The sequence below is a fragment of the Paenibacillus sp. PK1-4R genome (assembly GCF_030369595.1).
Lineage (GTDB): Bacteria > Bacillota > Bacilli > Paenibacillales > Paenibacillaceae > Paenibacillus.
The window spans coordinates 1224840-1240987 of sequence record NZ_CP126535.1 but is presented as its reverse complement, the minus strand read 5'-3'; the positions used below and the strand labels follow the sequence as shown (position 1 = coordinate 1240987).

Here is a 16148-nt window from a genome sequence, read left to right as displayed (position 1 = left end):
GTAATGTAGTTGATTTCAGCCTCATAATTTCAATACATATTGGAATTGAACTGACCATTAGCTTAAAGAAAAAACAACCAGTTGGTTGACCGGCTGCTTACTTGTTCTTATTTGAATTTTCCTATCCTGTCCTGTCCTGTCCTGTCCTGTCCCGTTATCCGATATATTGAAGGATTAACTGATATATTGCTATCGAAAATCCTAAGATACTCGCTTTCATTTTAGATGGATGATTTCTTTCGCTGCGAATCAAATATAAGAAAACCACAATAAACCCTGCGGGGATCCATAGCTCAAAGACACCTTTTGTTGTACTTTGAGAATAAATTGGAGTAATGAACGTACTAATCAAAAAGTAAAAGAAAACCGTAAAACGTCTTGTTTCTAATTGCTTGCTCCACCTTACTAGAATGAAAATAATAATGATTGCGATAATCATAATGTGTAAAGGGGGAAAAAGAAGAGCAGCATTCCCAAATTTGAATTCCATTCCACATTGCCCTCCTCTCTTTTAATGCATCACATGACTGACTACAGGCATACATGTAAAAATTCATTCTCATGCTTCAAAACCGCTGGCAACCTTCCAAATACAGACCTATTCCAATATATCCTTATTTTAACATACAATCACATTTCCATTTTCCATGTTTATTCAATAAAATATGCAAAAAGAGCAGAATTGAGGAGCATCGTGCCCTCATCCCTGCTCATTTTACATACCTACAAGTTTTCTAATTCATGTCACATAATATCCAAAATGACTACTGTGCCTTTTTACGCAACTGACTGTAATACAGCTCGCTGTAGAAACCGCCTTGTTCCAGCAGCGCATCATGCGAGCCTTGCTCTAGTAGATGCCCATCTTTCAGCACCAGAATTCGGTCGGCCTGGCGGATCGTGTTCAGCCTGTGGGCAATGACAAAGCTGGTACGGCCTTGCATCAGGCGTTGCAGCCCTTCCTGAATTTTGATCTCCGTGACGGTATCAATACTGCTGGTTGCCTCGTCCAGTACGAGTATCGATGGATCTGCCAGAATTGCCCGGGCAATGGCGAGTAATTGCTTCTGCCCCTGACTAATGCCGCTCCCGTCGGCCTGGAGCACTTTGTCGTATCCATCCTTCATTCTCACAATGAAGGAATGGGCATTAGCCAGCCGGGAGGCTGCTTCCACCTCTTCATCCGTTGCGTCCAGACGGCCAAACCGAATATTTTCCCGAATTGTGCCCTGAAACAGAAATGAATCTTGTAGTACAAATGCCATATGTGACCGCAGATTCTCACGCCGAATGGTGGTCATATCGCGACCATCTACCGTTAATGTGCCACCTGTTGGATCGTAGAAACGGGATAATAGCTGAATTAATGTTGTTTTCCCCGCTCCGGTCGGACCTACAAGGGCAATCATCTCCCCCGGTTTGGCTTCAAAGCTGATGTCATGCAAAATGTTACGCCCTTCATCGTATCCAAAGGATACTTTGTCGAAACGAACGGCTCCCTCTACCTTGTCCAGAGATACCGCTGCCCCTTCATCCTTCGCTTCCTCATCTTCGTCCAGCACCTCGAATACGCGCTCAGCCCCCGCAATTGCGGACAATAACGTATTCCACTGATTCGCCAGATCATTGAGCGGACGGGTGAATTGACGAGCATATTCTACAAAAATAATAATCACCCCGACTGTAACCGAACCCTGAATCGCCAGAATACCACCGATGCCTGCAACAATCGCAAAGCTCAGGTTGTTCAAACCATTCATCAGTTTCGGAATAAATCCGGAGATCGTCTGTGCCCAGAAACCGGAAATCCGGATACGGGTATTTCGTTCCTCAAAACCGCGAATCACCCGCTCCTCTTGGGAGAATGCCTTAATGATTCGCTGCCCGGATAATGTCTCTTCAATGTAACCGTTAAGTTCACCGAGATTACGCTGACGCTCCTTGAAGAGTGGTCCCGTTCTGCGCGTAATCCAACGCATACCAATGGCCATCAAAGGCACAACGATAAAAGTAAGCAGGGTCAGTAGCGGACTGAGCCAGAGCATAACCCCAAACGTTCCGAGCAGTGTTAATACACTTGAGAAAATCTGGATGGCCGAGCTGTTCAACGTACCGCTGACATTCTCGATATCATTGGTCACCCGACTCATAATCTCCCCCTGCTGGCGTTTACCGAAGAATGGAATCGGCAGCTTGTGCAGATGGGCGAACAGATCATACCGCATGCGGAACACGGTTTCCTGTGCAATTTCGATCATCCATATGTTTTGTAACCAGGATGTAAGAGAGAACAAGACATACACTGCGGTTAATCCAATCAGAAACCGAGTCCAGCTTGCGCCGGCTTCCCCCGCGATGAAATCATCCACGGCCACCCCTACCATGTAAGGGCCAAGCAAAGCGAGTGCGGAGCTGGCAAACACCATCAACAGTACCATGGACAGCTTGACTTTACGTCGTGCCAGATAGGTCCAGATACGACCTAGCGTACCTGACCAGTTCTTCGCCCGTGCCTTGGGTTTGCGACCACCGCCTGACCGTAACGTCTCAGGATCAATCGGTGGCGGCGGCTGACGGAAAGGCTCAATGAATGCTTTGAACATGCTGTGCACCCTCCCCGTATTGTGATTCATGAATTCGACGATACAGCTCTGACGATTCCATCAGGTCTTCATGTTTTCCCTGTCCAATGAGTTGTCCATCATCAAGCAGCAGAATCAGGTCCGCCGAAGTGGTTGAACTGATCTTCTGGGTGATGATAAACGTGGTACACGACAATTCTTCCAGCGCATCCAGCAGTCTGCCTTCTGTAGCTACATCCAGCGCACTCGTGCTATCGTCCAGAATCAGAATTCTTGGTCTACGTACCAGTGCTCGTGCAATGGAAAGTCGCTGCTTCTGTCCACCGGAGAGATTCACTCCCCGTTGACCCAGCAATGTATCATAACCGTTTGGTAAATTCTCAATCGTTTCATGGATCTGCGCGCGCTTCGCCGCTTCCACGATCTCCTCCAAGGTAGCTTCTTCCTGGCCCCAGGCAATATTCTCCCGAATGGAACCGGTAAACAGGACAACCTCCTGAGGCACATAACCAATCGCACCACGCAGCATGGACAGATCCAGCTCTGATGCATCGGCACCATCAATCCGTACCTTTCCTTGATCCTCTGTATATAACCGCGGAATGAGCTGTACGAGCGAAGATTTGCCTGAGCCAGTTGCTCCCATAATGGCAATGCGCTCCCCCGCTTTTGCCGTGAATGTGATGTTATCCAGTACTGTAATTTCACTATTCGGATAACTGAAGCCTACACTGCGGAATTCAACCGCTCCCTGCACAGCGCGCTGTTTCTTCGCTGGATATACAGATTGCGGAAAATGCGAAGAATTCACAGATCCAGCAGATGGTACAGACGCTGATACTGCCTTATTCTGTTCAGTCTCCGATGTATCCTCCGTATTAAACACTTCATTCAGCCGTTGCGCCGAAGCGCTTGCTCTCGAGAAGGTTACCAGAATCCATGACAACGCAGACATGGCACCAATTGTGCGAAGCAGGTAGTTAATGACGGCGACCACTTCACCCACGGTTGCATTACCGGAGGCAATGTCGACTCGTCCAAACCATAACACGGCGATGATACAAACGTTCATCATCAGCAGCATGAACGGCATCGTGGTCTCCGTCAGGCGCAGCGCGGAGATTGTGCCTTTCATCAGCTTGCCGCTGAATCCGGCAAAGCGTTCGATCTCATGGCCCATCCGTACGAAGACACGGATCAGCCGAATGCCTGTCAAATTCTCCTGGATGACTCCATTGACGGCATCCAGTCTGCGCTGCACATTGCGGAACAGCAGCGCTGCCTTTTTGATCATCCACACTACAACAATGAGCAGTACAGGCACCATGACAACCAACAGCAGACCCAACCTCGGGTTCACGATCACTGCCATAATCATGCTACCAATCACCACCAGAGGCACACGTGTCATGAATCGCAAACTCATGAAGACGGTGTCCTGAACCTGGGTCACGTCCCCCGTTAATCGGGTAATCAGGGACGATGTCGCGAACCGGTTAAAGACAGCATAAGAGAACGTTTGCACTTTCTCATACAACTTCTCCCGCAGATCGTATCCGAACCCCAAGCTCGCATGGGATGCAAAGAACGAACTCGCAATTCCGGCAGCAAAAGCCACAACAGCACTGCCGACCAGCACGCCACCCCATAACCAGACGACAGACAAGTCTCCCTGTTGAATGCCGTTATCAATGATCTTGGAGATCAGATAAGGCTGAGCCAGCTCCACCGCAAGCTCAATTAACATCATGACCAGGGCTGCAATCGCGGCAACTCGGTACTTCTTCAAGTAGTACAACAGCTTGATCATAAGCATTCCTCCGGCTCGGAGCACCCTAAACCGATAACACGTTCCAGCTCAGAGCCTCCATTAGACATGTTGTTTTCTCCACAGCGTCCAATATGTAATCATTTCTATGTACACATATGGTTATTATAGCGTATTTTACAATGCCGCTTCTATTCTTATTACCCTACTTTTCCCAATACAATAAACTTCTCATCATTTTGGCAGTAAAAAAAGGAAGGTCTCCCTTCCCCACGCTAGTTAAGTGCTTACAGCTGACGTAGTTTTTCACTTAGATACTCCCGACGTTTCACCACATATTCGCGAATTCTTTCCGGTTCACCTGCAAATACATCCATGGGCCATTTCATGTAAGGATCTTTGTTGACATCTTCACGAATCTCATTGTGCAATCGATGGACTAGAGGCATAATTCGCTTCTCTGTAAAAGCATTCATCAGATGCTGGCGCATCAGCTTCTTATATTGTTGACGGAAACTGCGAAATGCCAGCAATCGTCCGGTAAGTCTGTTATACCCCTGAATACGAACAAGATTGGGGTCAACTCGTGTTCCATAACAGTTCCTCCCCCAAGTACCCTCATAATCCCAAGGCAGGATACCGTATTTCCCACTTTTGATTTTCTCATACCATGTGTAATTCTGATGAAATCCATCGAAGTTCCCTGTGAGCACAGCTCCGCTTAACCAGCGTAAATAATTGTCCGTATCCACCCTCGACTGTAAAAAACGAAACAATTCCAGCTTGGACTTTGTGTTCAACTGCTGAATAAAATTACGCAGTCTTGTGCGGTCCACATCTTTGCCCCGAATTAAGCTGTACCCGGATAATAGATCGGTACTTGTTGAAGAGGTATCCGAATTTATCGTAAAACCAGCATGATCATTCACTGCATAGAAGATACTGCGCACAGGGATTTTCCTTTGGCGAAAAAAGAAGGATTTCACCCCTTCAATCCGCAGGTATACACCCAAAAGCTGCCCGTTCAGATAGAGTACGCAGTGTTGTGTAGACGGTGCGGGTACACGAATCGACTCAAAAAACCGAAAAGAAAGTGCATTGCGCAGCAACGAAGGATCATCATACTCCGCATTAAAATGATACGTCCGGCTGGCTGTACGAATCTCAAATGATTTTTTGGGATAACCGCGTGTATGTCCTCCCCGGTATCGAAGCCGGATCGGAAACGGCTTGCCGTCCATCTGCATCGTGCTGTTTACAAACGTCTCTGACCATATATTGGACGTTAACTGTTGATATTCGGTTGGAGACAAGCTGATATGGTAGACAGGTAGAGCCATTTCCATCCGCCTTTCGAATACCTGTAAGATTCGCCCGTAGGCTCTTACACCATCCTATGCAGATGCACAGAAAGTCGTACGGGCGAATGCACACTCCTGATACTTATCACATCCGAATTCACTTGTCATAATGCGGAATAACCGAGTTATTAATCTATAAATATACATAAATTCTAATAGATTATAGCCAAAATAATATAAATATAGTTAACTGGCTAGTCCCTCCAAGAGGCATGTCACATATGCTTAAACTACAGATAGACACGAATGACGAATGGAAGGGATCACAATCACATCCACCATTTTTGTCCATCTGAACTTATATCATGGAAGGGGTCAAACACAATGTCTATGAATGGTCAAGGAATGAGAGGTTTGTTGGGAAGAGAGATTAAGATTAACCGGGGAGGACCTGATTCAGTACAAGGTACACTTACGGACGTACGCTGGGACTATATGGCAATGAATTGCAAAGAAGGGATTGTCTACGTTAATGAATCACATGTCAAAAGTATAACAGATACAGGTCGTTCCGGTGGTAACCGAAATGCAGCCATGGGTAACCCAATTCCTTCCAATACGTTTCTGGGCGTAATGCAAGCACTCCGCTTCCGCCGTGTTCAGATTAACCGGGGAGGACCTGAAAAAGTCGAAGGCATCCTGGCCGATGCCAACCAGAACCAATTGATCATGGCTTTGAAAAATCAGGAGATTGTTCGTATTCCGATGCAACATGTGAAATCTGTATCCCTCGTACGTGGTGGCGGGAACAACAACAACAACAACAACAACAATAACAGTAGTAATACAAGTCAAGGGAACCAAGCAGCCCAAGGTAATCAGGCGGCTCAAGGCAACCAGTCGCGTGGCAACCGTTCTCAAGGGAACCAAGCAGCTCAAGGGAACCAATCCCAGGGTAATAAGTCCGGCGGCAACAAGTCACGGAACAACCAAGGCAATCGTTCTCAGGGGCAACGAGTTCAAGGCAACCAATCCCAAGGAAATAAATCTGGTGGTAACAAGTCGCGAGGCAATCAAGGCAACCAGTCCCGTGGCAACAAATCCGGCGGTAAAAAGAAGTAACTGAAATAAACTGAAAACTAAGTTATTTACCAGCTTAAAGGGGGGAATTATCATGTTGATCTTCGTCGCATTAGTCTTGATTGGTGTGCCTTTTTACTGGATCGTTGCACCGGGAAGGCCCACTCCATCCCATGAACATCTGCTTCAGGCTTCGTCAGGACTTCTCCCCCTGGGAGGTGAATCACAGTAAATGCCTGACTACCAGTTGTGGTTAACCTTCGGGGTCTTTATCATCACTGTCATTTTCCTGATGTGGCGTCCTGGCGGATTGAATGAATCTATACCCACCTCGCTTGGCGCCCTTCTTCTTATTTTAACTGGAGTGAGCAGCTATGCTCACATTGTTGGAATCTTCGGGATCGTATCTGGTGCAGCCGTAACAATTCTCTCTACCATTGTCATGTCGATTATTCTAGATAGCATCGGTTTTTTTCGCTGGATCGCTTTGAATATGATTGAGAAAGCGAGAGGTTCCGGCTTTCGATTGTTCTGGCTAATTCTATTACTTTGTTTTCTCATGACCATCTTCTTCAACAATGATGGCAGTATTCTGATCACAACTCCGATTATTATTCGAATCTGTTCTATCCTTCGTCTGAAAATGCATCAACAGTTGCCCTACCTGATCTCCGGTGCCCTCATCGCTACGGCTTCCAGTGCGCCAATTGGACTTAGTAATCTGGCTAACCTGATTGCTTTGCAAATGGTTGGCTTAAATCTGAATACTTATACTCAGATGATGTTTGTGCCATCCATGCTTGCGATTATGGTGATGACCGTACTGCTATTCTATTATTTTCGCAGAAGTATTCCCAAAGTTATTCATCATTTCCCTGTATCCCTGCAGCCTTCATCAGGTTCAGGATATCATCCGCTACAGACAACTGAATCCGAGAATAAAGTAGACTGGTGGTTGTTCCGTGTCTGTATTGGTATCGTTGTATTTATCCGTGCAGGATATTTTCTAGCTGAGCAAGTCGGTATACGCATGGAGGTAGTTGCAATCACTGGTGTTATTCTCATGCTCGCTGTGCGTTGGTATCGCACCCGGACTGGACTCAAAGATGTGATAACACAAACGCCTTGGCATATTCTACTCTTTGCCTTCAGCATTTATGTTATTGTAGATAGTCTTCACCGCGCAGGCATGACCGCATCGATCATTCAGTGGATGAAACCGATAATAGAAGGAGGAAATGCCAGCATCATTGCTGTGTCGGGGTTAATGCTCACTCTGCTTTCCAATCTATTCAACAATTTGCCCTCCGTCATGATTGGAACCTTTGCTGTTACAGATCTTCCACTAAGTGAATCTCAAATGCATCTTGCATATCTTGCGAACATTCTGGGAAGTGATATCGGAGCCTTGCTGACGCCTATTGGCACCTTGGCAACGTTAATTTGGATGTATATATTAAAGACCCATCATATTCGAATCTCCTGGAAACAGTATATGAAAGTTACCTTTATTGTGATACCAATCAGTCTAATTGTTAGCCTAATTTCACTCTATATTTGGACATCTATTCTCTATTGAGAGGAGGAATACTGTGGAACTTCTTACGCATTGGCTGGGTAAATCCGTCGAATTGGAGCTATCTGGCTGTAAACTACCGATCCAGGGTGAGATCATTGATGTAGGCCAGGATCTGATTGTAGTCTACGGAAACCAGCGATTTGTTTATATTCCACTTCATCATGTTCAATCCATGCATGTCGGCACAGCAGATGAGTCAAGTATGATTGTGCCAACACCTGACCCCGAGATGGATCACACCAACATCTCTTACCGCAAAATACTGATGAACGCCCGTGGACGATTTAGTGAAATCTCCATCGGAGGCAAAACATTGCATGGGTATATTACCAATATTATGAATGACTACTTTATGTTCTACTCTCCGTTATATCATTCTATCTATGTTTCCATTAATCATCTGAAATATATTATTCCTTCTCCTACTAACAGCACACCCTACTCCCTTAGTAAACAACATTTCCCTATGCAACCCTCATCCATGTCACTCTCCCGTACACTTGATCAGCAACTTCATAAAATGATAGGTGAACTTGTTGTACTCAACCTCGGTTGCAAGCCTTACCGAGCAGGGTTATTGAAGAATGCAGATAGCCACTTGCTTGCGTTGGTAGAAGCAGATGGAACTTCTTTAATTATGCATACCGATCATATCCAAACCATTCATCTCCCTTGAATATCAAAAGAACATAAAGGTTCATCTGCCTATGGCTGATGAACCTTTTTTTCAACTTTACATCCTACCATCTTCTACGTCCACGCTCACCCCGCCAGTCATCATTCAACTCGCCCAGGCGATCGTATGTCTCCTTATATATCCGAATCACAGCCTGAACTTTGATAAAATCGGTATCCTCAGGTCCAAGTCCTTCCATAAACATTCTCTGAATGATCTGTTGGAAGAATTGCACTCTGGCCTCAATCTGTTCTTGCTCAAGATGTAATATGTCTTCGAAACTGTGGTTCCCTATGTAATCCATCAACTCATCATCATGACTGGAATAATCTGCGTTTCTTCGATCTGCAACCCATTCATCCGGCTCGTCGGATTGGAGATTAACACTGGTGCGCAATTGTGATAAGATGATTTTCTCTTTGGCCAACATGACATGAAAGTCTTTGTTACGGAGCAGTTCAGACACAATCAGACTGCACATTTCACGATTTTGGATCAGTATGCCGTCAAATGGATGTAGCGTCCACTCGCCGTTTGCATAATACAGGTTAAAGTTAAAGAACTCACTGCCATATTTGTATTGAATATTAATCTTGGTCTCATCAATAATCTCAAATGAAAAGTCCAGCATGTTCAGCAAGCTCCTTCGCACAACCCCAGATTTTAGCTATATTCTATCAAATAAATGAAACAAAGAGACGCACTCAGCGTCCCTCGTAGAAAATAAATACATGTAGCAATCTTGATACGATATACAGCGAGTCTTACCCTATTACCCTAATCCAAGAAAGATCCTAATGCGCTGGAATCCGGTTTATTTTTCTCCGGAATAGCAGCAGCCTTCGGCCCTTCCAGACCCAGTCGATCGCTCATTTTAGCGTTAAGGGTTGTCATCTTGTTGGTATAGTCATTACAGCTCTCGATGATCCGGCGATTAGACTGCTCGGACAGATCCAGCGCAGACATCAGATCACCCATCGCCTGATTGACCGCTTCAAGAGACATGGCCGGTTTGGACAACAGTTCATTTGTTTTCTCTGTTGTTGTCTTCAACAACCTGGCGTTCTCCTTGAATTGATCTTCAATCGTCTTATTCGTAGCTTCCACAGCAGAAATGACCTTCTCCTGATCATTAAGAGCCATCGCAATCATGGCCGAAACGGTGATCAGATTCGCTGTTTTATCAATGGCATTATTCACTGAATCAATCAGCTTGTCATTGTTATCATTAATGATGTCGGTAGCTGCGATCGCCTGATTGTACAGCATGATCATCTCTGTCATGGATTGGGTACGTGTTACCACTTTGCGCAACCCACGCTCCAGATGTGCTTTACGATTCTCGTTCTCAGGCTTAGCAATCTCGGTTTCAAACAATGCTTTCAATTGATTACCGAAGGAAATTTTGGTCTGCAGATTGTAAATCTCCTGAATGGAAGAACGTTTCAATTGACGCATGTTCACGATGCTTTCTTCCAGGTTGTCCTTGCCGTCCCGCAACCCGTTAATGATGGCATCAATGTTCGTGCGAACGGATTGATAACGGTATACATAGTTTTTCAGCGGGCTTTTACGTAACAACTTCCCGACAAAACTCACATTTTTACTCTGCTGCAAACTCTCACATTCATCACGGAGCTTCAGGATCATGTTGGATACCTCTGCCCGATTCCCGGACATCAGTTCATTGACTGGACGATCAAGCAGCTTGAGAGTCTGTCCTGCTCTCTCTTGTGTTTTCACGCCCAACTTGCCGATATCATCCATTAAGGTATCCAGGTGAGCCGGATCACTTTGGGACACTTTCTGAATAAGCTGCGTTGCTTCCTGGTTAATCCGTTGCTCATCTTCCTGCTTCAACTGAGCCCATTCCGTTGCCATGCCAATCCCTCCTATAATTCAGAGCTGTTATACCGTTGATGTATTAGTTCCGCTTTGTTCTGAAGCTCCATTAAGTCTTTATGTTCAATCGTTGATACAATATCCGATATCTTGGAATCTACGTCTCGAAGACCATTCAGCAGCATACGCCGATTATTGCGTTTGGCTTCTCCACTTAAACGCAGAAATGGATTAATAAAACCGTTCAGGTCTTTCAAAATCAGTCTGCGCACCGTATGGTTAATATCCCCGTTGTTTAACTCCTGAAGGGAAGGAATCACACGCTGAAGACGGGCAAACAACGCCAATGATTTCTCCACGATCTCATTATCCAGCTCGTTCTTCTGACCTTCAGAGATGATCATATCCTCCAGAACCTCCAGGTATTCAATCACTGGATCAAATACAGGATCTGGTTCGGTGCGGGAAGGCTTCGCTTGTTCTGAACCCGCATGTTGTGCGGGAGTGGAGCTCGAATGGGGCTGAGCCAGAGAAGCTTCTCTTGCCCCTGTTGGCACTGCGCTTGGCGCTTGTCCACCATTCAAGCGGGATGGTTCATTTCCGATATCTGTAATGGGTACAGGGGCTGATGACGAACCCTCGACCTGTGTGCGTGGCGTGGATCGTGAAGGAATCAGTCCCCCGACCACAGTTGCCAGTGCCGGAATTGCCCACGTGATGACATCCGGTAGAAAAGGACTCGAGATTGCCGCGAGACCATAACCGACCAATGCGCCTATACCTATCTTCGTTTTCCGTAACATTACTTGTCCTCCTGCCTTAACAACACATACAGTGCATATTCAAAAAGTCTGGTTTTCAGTACCGAGAAGATGGACTTTTTGAATAACCTCTCATCCGTATTGTAAAAAAACCATCCAGAAGGTGTCAATGTTGAGGAAAATTCTCAGCTAGACGTGGTGTACTCCGCTTACCTTCTGAACGTCGATTATAAATGGCTGTTCGATATGACTTCCCAGTATGCCAAATTTCGGATGAAGTGGTCCAATATCATGGCCAAGTGCCGACTTGACCGCCAGATAAGGGAAGTTTACACCGGACAGACAAGACATGTGCAACCCACCCGACATACGCGGATTGATCTCCAGCAGCTTCGGTGTATCCTTGCGATATTTCATCTGAATATTAAAATTATAAGGAATCCGATATACCTCTGCCACATTGCGGGCAATCGCCAGCAATTCCTCGTTTTCTTCAAGCAAACGCAAACGTCCTCTTTCTTTTCTACGTGGAATAGCCGTTAATAGTTTCCCATTGCGGTCCGAAAGACAATCAATGCTGTATTCATATCCTTCCAGTACCTCCATCACCATGACGTTGGGAAAGGACGGAGCAGAAGAGAACGCACGCAGGGCATCTTCATACGAAATGGAGTTAAGCGCGTATCCGAACAACTCCTGCAACGGATCACGCTCATTGTTGATCACCCGGAATCCCATGCCGCCCTCACCATTACATGGTTTGAAGCATACATCATGTCCACGTGCACGCAGCGCCTCATAGGCATGCTGGAATTGTGCAGCATTACTGACCGTGAAATAATCCGGAATCTCCATAATGCCTTTCTCACGCACCGATTCATAGAACCGGTCTTTCTCCATCAATTGTTCCAGCAATTCCGTGTCCGAGCATACGATAACCCGTGTACCGATCTCTTCGAACAGGGAGATATGTCTGCTGATGTCCAGCATGTTCCAGCGTGGAATAAACACATCAATCTGATGACGACGGCAAAAGTCGAGGCAAAAATCAACATATTCCCGGCCCGTTACACGCGGTTCAACTTCCGCAACATCACAGCCCTGTAATGCCATGTGTCCCGGATCAGGATGAGTACCGTAGATCTCAAATTCCATGCCGTCCTCATTGTCCCGAATCGCATTCATATAATGATACGTTACAGAGAACCAACGGTTGAAGTAAATCTTCATTTTTTTCATTTATACGGTCTCCCTTATCTCGGCATGGTCTATCTGGGTCTGTTGATCGTTATGAATACGGTGGACGTAATCGAGAATCTCATCTGCTGCAAAAGCACCGAATTGTTTCGTAAATTGATACGGTACTTGCTCAGGTACACGCTGTCTCTCCACATGTAACTCTCCGTGGGACGGAGCAATAGCATGCTGCGCAAAGTCCAGCAAACAGCGATCCAGCAAGGAATCGCCCGAAGCAATTACAGGCACATCGCCAATGCGTTGCCTAATATGCTCCACTGCAGCTCGTTTGTTCACGGCCGAAGGCACCAGATAGAGCTTCCGACCTTGAATCGAACTCTCCCATCCCAGCGTCTCTAACACCCGAATCTTTTCCGCAATACGCTCCATTGGAAGCTTGTCACGTTCGATCAGCAATGCAAAGAACAGCTCATCACACAATCGCTGGTTAATCACCCATTCTGGACTCAGCACATCGTCAAATAAATCCAGGATCTCTTCGGGAGCAGCTGCCTGCTGACGAAGCAAAGAACGAATATGCAGATTCCATTCATCGTCTACCTGACCGTCAACAATAATGTTGCCACCATTACTCGTCACCGCATATTTCGGAATACATTCGCTCTGAAAAATATGAATGCGCCGGTACTGCTCCACAGTACGTGTCGTCACAGGCATAAATACAATGTCTTGTGGCAAAGACTGCAACCGCTCCAGTGCATATGCTGACATAAAAGCGGACAACTTGCCGTTAATCCACTCTGCGGGAACAAGTCCCGGTGTATCTTCGGGAATACGGAGCGCACGACGGGAGTACACCAGCGTCTGGTCCAGATCACTTGCGTAGATCATCATTCTCCTCCACCTCCCAAGGATTGAATAATGCCGCAACAGGAATAGGTTAATCCCGGATATACCTCAACCGGCACATTTCTGTCTCTGGCGAGCATCATGATATGTTGCAAATCCGGATTATCCAGACGGTCCACAAGAATCTTCCAGGGGACCCGACGCAATAACACCCGGGTTGTTTCTCCGATTCCAGGTTTGATCAGATTGATGTTCGCAATGCCAAAGGATTGCTGGATGGCCTCGATATCCTGCCAGCCTTTCCAGGTAATTTCCGAAGTACCAGTAGCATTGTCCTCCGTTTGAATCTCCGCTAGATCTATCATTTGCTGAAAATGCTGAGCAATAGTATCCACGTATTGGGTCGACACATCCGCAGAGGACCATTCACGATACCATTTGGCCCCGTGAAAATCTGCCGGCCCAATCAGATCATCGCGAAGTACTGTGCGGCTCACCAGTCCAGAGACAGTGGAATTCAGACAAGCGCTAGGAATGAGATAATCTTCCCTCGTCCCAAAGGTGCCTGAGCATTGCCCCGGATCGGCCAACACGGCAAGATCATCATCGAGGCTTACACCATAAGTCCGTTCCATTTGGTCACAGGACTCTTTCAGCACTTTGCGAATAGCCCCTTTGCCTGTCCAACCGTCTACAAATTGAATGGCTGTTTCCAGACCATGCTGCTGTAAAATATATAAAATTGCGTTCTCGTCCATACCCTTGCCACGAATAATTGAAATGCTATAATGCGGAATCGTCACCTTGTATTTCAATTCAATATAACGCTTGATCAGGATGCCTACAGGTGTTCCGGCTCGAGCCAGAGATACCAGCACCAGATTCAGTCCCCTGCGCTCTACAATCTTCTCAGCCACAATGGCGGTATGACGAGCGATTCTTGCAGCGGATTGTTCCAGCGTCTGATGGAACAGCTCGATGTATTCTTTTGTGGGCTGATATTCCACGGGCAGCATCTCCGAATAATGAACCCCGGATTGGATCGCTTGCTCCCGTTCACCCGTTCCCTTTTCCAGATCCACATGGCTGATATCCTTCAGTAGGAAAACAACGTCCGATGCAGCATAACTGCCCATCGGTTCGGGAGACTGAATCTCACGTTGTCTGATTAGCTCCAGTGTAGTTAAGTTCATTGCTCGTTGTCCCCTGTCTTCTCTGGCAAGCCGCAATACACAATATGAATGTGTCCGCATCCCAACTGCTCCAGTGCCTTCACCATCGGTTCCATTCGTTCTTCGGACATCTGTCTCTCCAGCAGAACAAAAATCTCATCATATTGTCCCGGGGCGATGTTATAGATAAAGTTACGAACGGATGCGTCTTCCGGTGAGGCATATCCGGCACCACTACGAACAGCATATCCTGGAGCCGGATGTGTATGGATTGGACTGCGGGTAGTCGATTGATACAACACGCCTTCTCCCATCTCGGCAGCAACACGCATTGGAATGTACATGAACTCCCCTGTTCCCATCACCAACGTCCGTTCTCCCTCACGCTGCGAGCGAAGTCGTTCTGCGATCCGGCTAATCTCCTGACGTAATACGCCATTATGTCGGGATTGCATACCAAACCTGCCAGTATGCTGGACATAGCTGGCTGTGCTACGTTTACCTTCACCATCCTCCGAAGTGGCATGAAGCTGATGGAAGGCATCTGCAACGATAGAAGTCTGAAGCGTTACGGCAGGATGAGATAGCTGCTCATCTTGCTGTGTTGGTTCCAACTGTGGAGTACCCACCACTTCAATGCGGCCCTTCAACAGGCTTAACGGTGTAATGGTAATTCCCAGTTCAGCTTCCAGCTCGGCAAATCGATTCTCGTCCGCTTCCGTACGCCAGTCCAACAGTGAAGCAATCACATATTGCTTCCGTGGATATCTGGCCTGAATATCCCGAATGATATTCAACGTGGTTTTACCGGTCGTAATCTCGTCATCCACCAGAACAATCGGGCCCTCTCCTGCAAAGGCTTCATGATCCAGCGCATAACAACGATGAGCCATCGCGTGGGAATGTTCTTCTTCAAATTGAATATCTGGATGCATCGCTGGAACATATTCGCGAGTAGTGTGAATATAGGAAGCTTGATCAGCAAACATCTCATACATGCTGTGGCCCAGCGCTGTAGCGGTCTCGGCAAAACCAACAAAACGAATTATTTCCGGCAAACTCAAGCTTTCTTGCAACAGCATGTTGTACACTTGCCGGGCTTGCTTGGGATCAATCAATCCTTCGACCATTTCCCGTTTCCACTCGGTGATCTGAACTTTCGTCTCTTCCGTCTTTTCAGTCAGGTGCTCATATAACAGAACAGCCAATGCCGCGCCGCTCAGAAGCGAGGTATACGGGTTAACCGGGATGTGCTTGCCCAGCAGTCTGCTTACAAACAGAAATGAACGTTTCTTATTGATTCGTGCGGCCATGGAAAATAGAGATTCTAGTGGAAGTTGC

At 46.5% G+C, this 16148-nt stretch carries 15 protein-coding genes; 4 read left to right on the top strand and 11 right to left on the bottom strand.

The features are described from left to right. Positions 1-154 precede the first annotated feature (154 nt). From QNO02_RS05135 to QNO02_RS05120, 4 genes are all read right to left on the bottom strand, one after another. Entirely contained in the window at positions 155-490 is a 336-nt protein-coding gene (locus QNO02_RS05135; protein ID WP_289391313.1) for a hypothetical protein, read from the bottom strand. Positions 491-764: 274 nt separating this feature from the next. Further along, positions 765-2603, bottom strand: a complete 1839-nt coding sequence (locus QNO02_RS05130; RefSeq protein ID WP_289391312.1) for an ABC transporter ATP-binding protein — start codon at positions 2601-2603, stop codon at positions 765-767. Then, positions 2584-4392: an ABC transporter ATP-binding protein gene (locus QNO02_RS05125; protein ID WP_105600942.1), complete on the bottom strand. Its 1809-nt coding sequence runs from the start codon at positions 4390-4392 to the stop codon at positions 2584-2586. Before QNO02_RS05125 ends, QNO02_RS05130 begins: the two co-directional genes overlap by 20 nt. A 245-nt stretch (positions 4393-4637) precedes the next feature. After that, a complete protein-coding gene (locus tag QNO02_RS05120; protein WP_289391311.1) occupies positions 4638-5690 on the bottom strand; it encodes a CotH kinase family protein in 1053 nt (350 codons plus the stop codon). 345 nt (positions 5691-6035) lie between these two features. Here QNO02_RS05120 and QNO02_RS05115 point away from each other — a divergent pair, with 345 nt between their 5' ends. The 4 genes from QNO02_RS05115 to QNO02_RS05100 are packed head-to-tail and all read left to right on the top strand — an operon-like array spanning position 6036 to position 8986. Then, positions 6036-6773: a hypothetical protein gene (locus QNO02_RS05115; protein ID WP_091034368.1), complete on the top strand. Its 738-nt coding sequence runs from the start codon at positions 6036-6038 to the stop codon at positions 6771-6773. A gap of 52 nt (positions 6774-6825) precedes the next feature. Beyond that, positions 6826-6963 carry a hypothetical protein gene (locus QNO02_RS05110; protein WP_161799422.1) on the top strand — a complete coding sequence of 46 codons (138 nt, stop codon included), beginning with the start codon at positions 6826-6828 and terminating at the stop codon, positions 6961-6963. Continuing rightward, positions 6964-8310, top strand: coding sequence for an arsenic transporter (locus tag QNO02_RS05105; RefSeq protein WP_047841808.1), 1347 nt, complete (start codon positions 6964-6966; stop codon positions 8308-8310). It abuts the gene before it with no gap. A 13-nt stretch (positions 8311-8323) separates the two neighbouring features. Next, a complete protein-coding gene (locus QNO02_RS05100; RefSeq protein ID WP_289391309.1) occupies positions 8324-8986 on the top strand; it encodes a YwrJ family protein in 663 nt (220 codons plus the stop codon). Positions 8987-9050: 64 nt separating this feature from the next. Here QNO02_RS05100 and QNO02_RS05095 read toward each other — a convergent pair whose 3' ends face one another. From QNO02_RS05095 to QNO02_RS05065, 7 genes are all read right to left on the bottom strand, one after another. Beyond that, positions 9051-9617 (bottom strand): hypothetical protein, encoded by a 567-nt coding sequence (locus QNO02_RS05095; RefSeq protein WP_289391308.1) that lies wholly within the window; start codon positions 9615-9617, stop codon positions 9051-9053. A gap of 146 nt (positions 9618-9763) precedes the next feature. Then, entirely contained in the window at positions 9764-10867 is a 1104-nt protein-coding gene (locus QNO02_RS05090) for a toxic anion resistance protein (protein ID WP_036606281.1), read from the bottom strand. An 11-nt stretch (positions 10868-10878) separates the two neighbouring features. Continuing rightward, the gene (locus QNO02_RS05085; protein ID WP_105600950.1) at positions 10879-11631 is read right to left on the bottom strand and encodes a hypothetical protein; all 753 of its coding nucleotides are present in this window, start codon (positions 11629-11631) and stop codon (positions 10879-10881) included. A 147-nt stretch (positions 11632-11778) separates the two neighbouring features. Then, positions 11779-12828, bottom strand: coding sequence for an ATP-grasp domain-containing protein (locus QNO02_RS05080; RefSeq protein WP_091034385.1), 1050 nt, complete (start codon positions 12826-12828; stop codon positions 11779-11781). After that, positions 12829-13677 (bottom strand): HAD family hydrolase, encoded by an 849-nt coding sequence (locus QNO02_RS05075; RefSeq protein WP_289392675.1) that lies wholly within the window; start codon positions 13675-13677, stop codon positions 12829-12831. After that, positions 13677-14828 (bottom strand): cysteine protease StiP family protein, encoded by a 1152-nt coding sequence (locus tag QNO02_RS05070; protein WP_289391307.1) that lies wholly within the window; start codon positions 14826-14828, stop codon positions 13677-13679. The genes QNO02_RS05075 and QNO02_RS05070 overlap by 1 nt, the downstream gene beginning before the upstream one ends. Next, positions 14825-16120: a phosphoribosyltransferase family protein gene (locus tag QNO02_RS05065; protein ID WP_341131763.1), complete on the bottom strand. Its 1296-nt coding sequence runs from the start codon at positions 16118-16120 to the stop codon at positions 14825-14827. The genes QNO02_RS05070 and QNO02_RS05065 overlap by 4 nt, the downstream gene beginning before the upstream one ends. Between the last annotated feature and the right edge of the window lie 28 nt (positions 16121-16148).

What these genes read in the sequence shown, in the direction of transcription:
- QNO02_RS05075 (WP_289392675.1), bottom strand. Translation starts at nt 13,677, where the DNA reads ATGATCTACGCAAGTGATCTGGACCAGACGCTGGTGTACTCCCGTCGT.
- QNO02_RS05085 (WP_105600950.1), bottom strand. Translation starts at nt 11,631, where the DNA reads ATGTTACGGAAAACGAAGATAGGTATAGGCGCATTGGTCGGTTATGGT.
- QNO02_RS05095 (WP_289391308.1), bottom strand. Translation starts at nt 9,617, where the DNA reads ATGCTGGACTTTTCATTTGAGATTATTGATGAGACCAAGATTAATATT.
- QNO02_RS05125 (WP_105600942.1), bottom strand. Translation starts at nt 4,392, where the DNA reads ATGATCAAGCTGTTGTACTACTTGAAGAAGTACCGAGTTGCCGCGATT.
- QNO02_RS05120 (WP_289391311.1), bottom strand. Translation starts at nt 5,690, where the DNA reads ATGGCTCTACCTGTCTACCATATCAGCTTGTCTCCAACCGAATATCAA.
- QNO02_RS05105 (WP_047841808.1), top strand. Translation starts at nt 6,964, where the DNA reads ATGCCTGACTACCAGTTGTGGTTAACCTTCGGGGTCTTTATCATCACT.
- QNO02_RS05110 (WP_161799422.1), top strand. Translation starts at nt 6,826, where the DNA reads ATGTTGATCTTCGTCGCATTAGTCTTGATTGGTGTGCCTTTTTACTGG.
- QNO02_RS05070 (WP_289391307.1), bottom strand. Translation starts at nt 14,828, where the DNA reads ATGAACTTAACTACACTGGAGCTAATCAGACAACGTGAGATTCAGTCT.
- QNO02_RS05065 (WP_341131763.1), bottom strand. Translation starts at nt 16,120, where the DNA reads ATGGCCGCACGAATCAATAAGAAACGTTCATTTCTGTTTGTAAGCAGA.
- QNO02_RS05080 (WP_091034385.1), bottom strand. Translation starts at nt 12,828, where the DNA reads ATGAAAAAAATGAAGATTTACTTCAACCGTTGGTTCTCTGTAACGTAT.
- QNO02_RS05090 (WP_036606281.1), bottom strand. Translation starts at nt 10,867, where the DNA reads ATGGCAACGGAATGGGCTCAGTTGAAGCAGGAAGATGAGCAACGGATT.
- QNO02_RS05130 (WP_289391312.1), bottom strand. Translation starts at nt 2,603, where the DNA reads ATGTTCAAAGCATTCATTGAGCCTTTCCGTCAGCCGCCGCCACCGATT.
- QNO02_RS05115 (WP_091034368.1), top strand. Translation starts at nt 6,036, where the DNA reads ATGTCTATGAATGGTCAAGGAATGAGAGGTTTGTTGGGAAGAGAGATT.
- QNO02_RS05135 (WP_289391313.1), bottom strand. Translation starts at nt 490, where the DNA reads ATGGAATTCAAATTTGGGAATGCTGCTCTTCTTTTTCCCCCTTTACAC.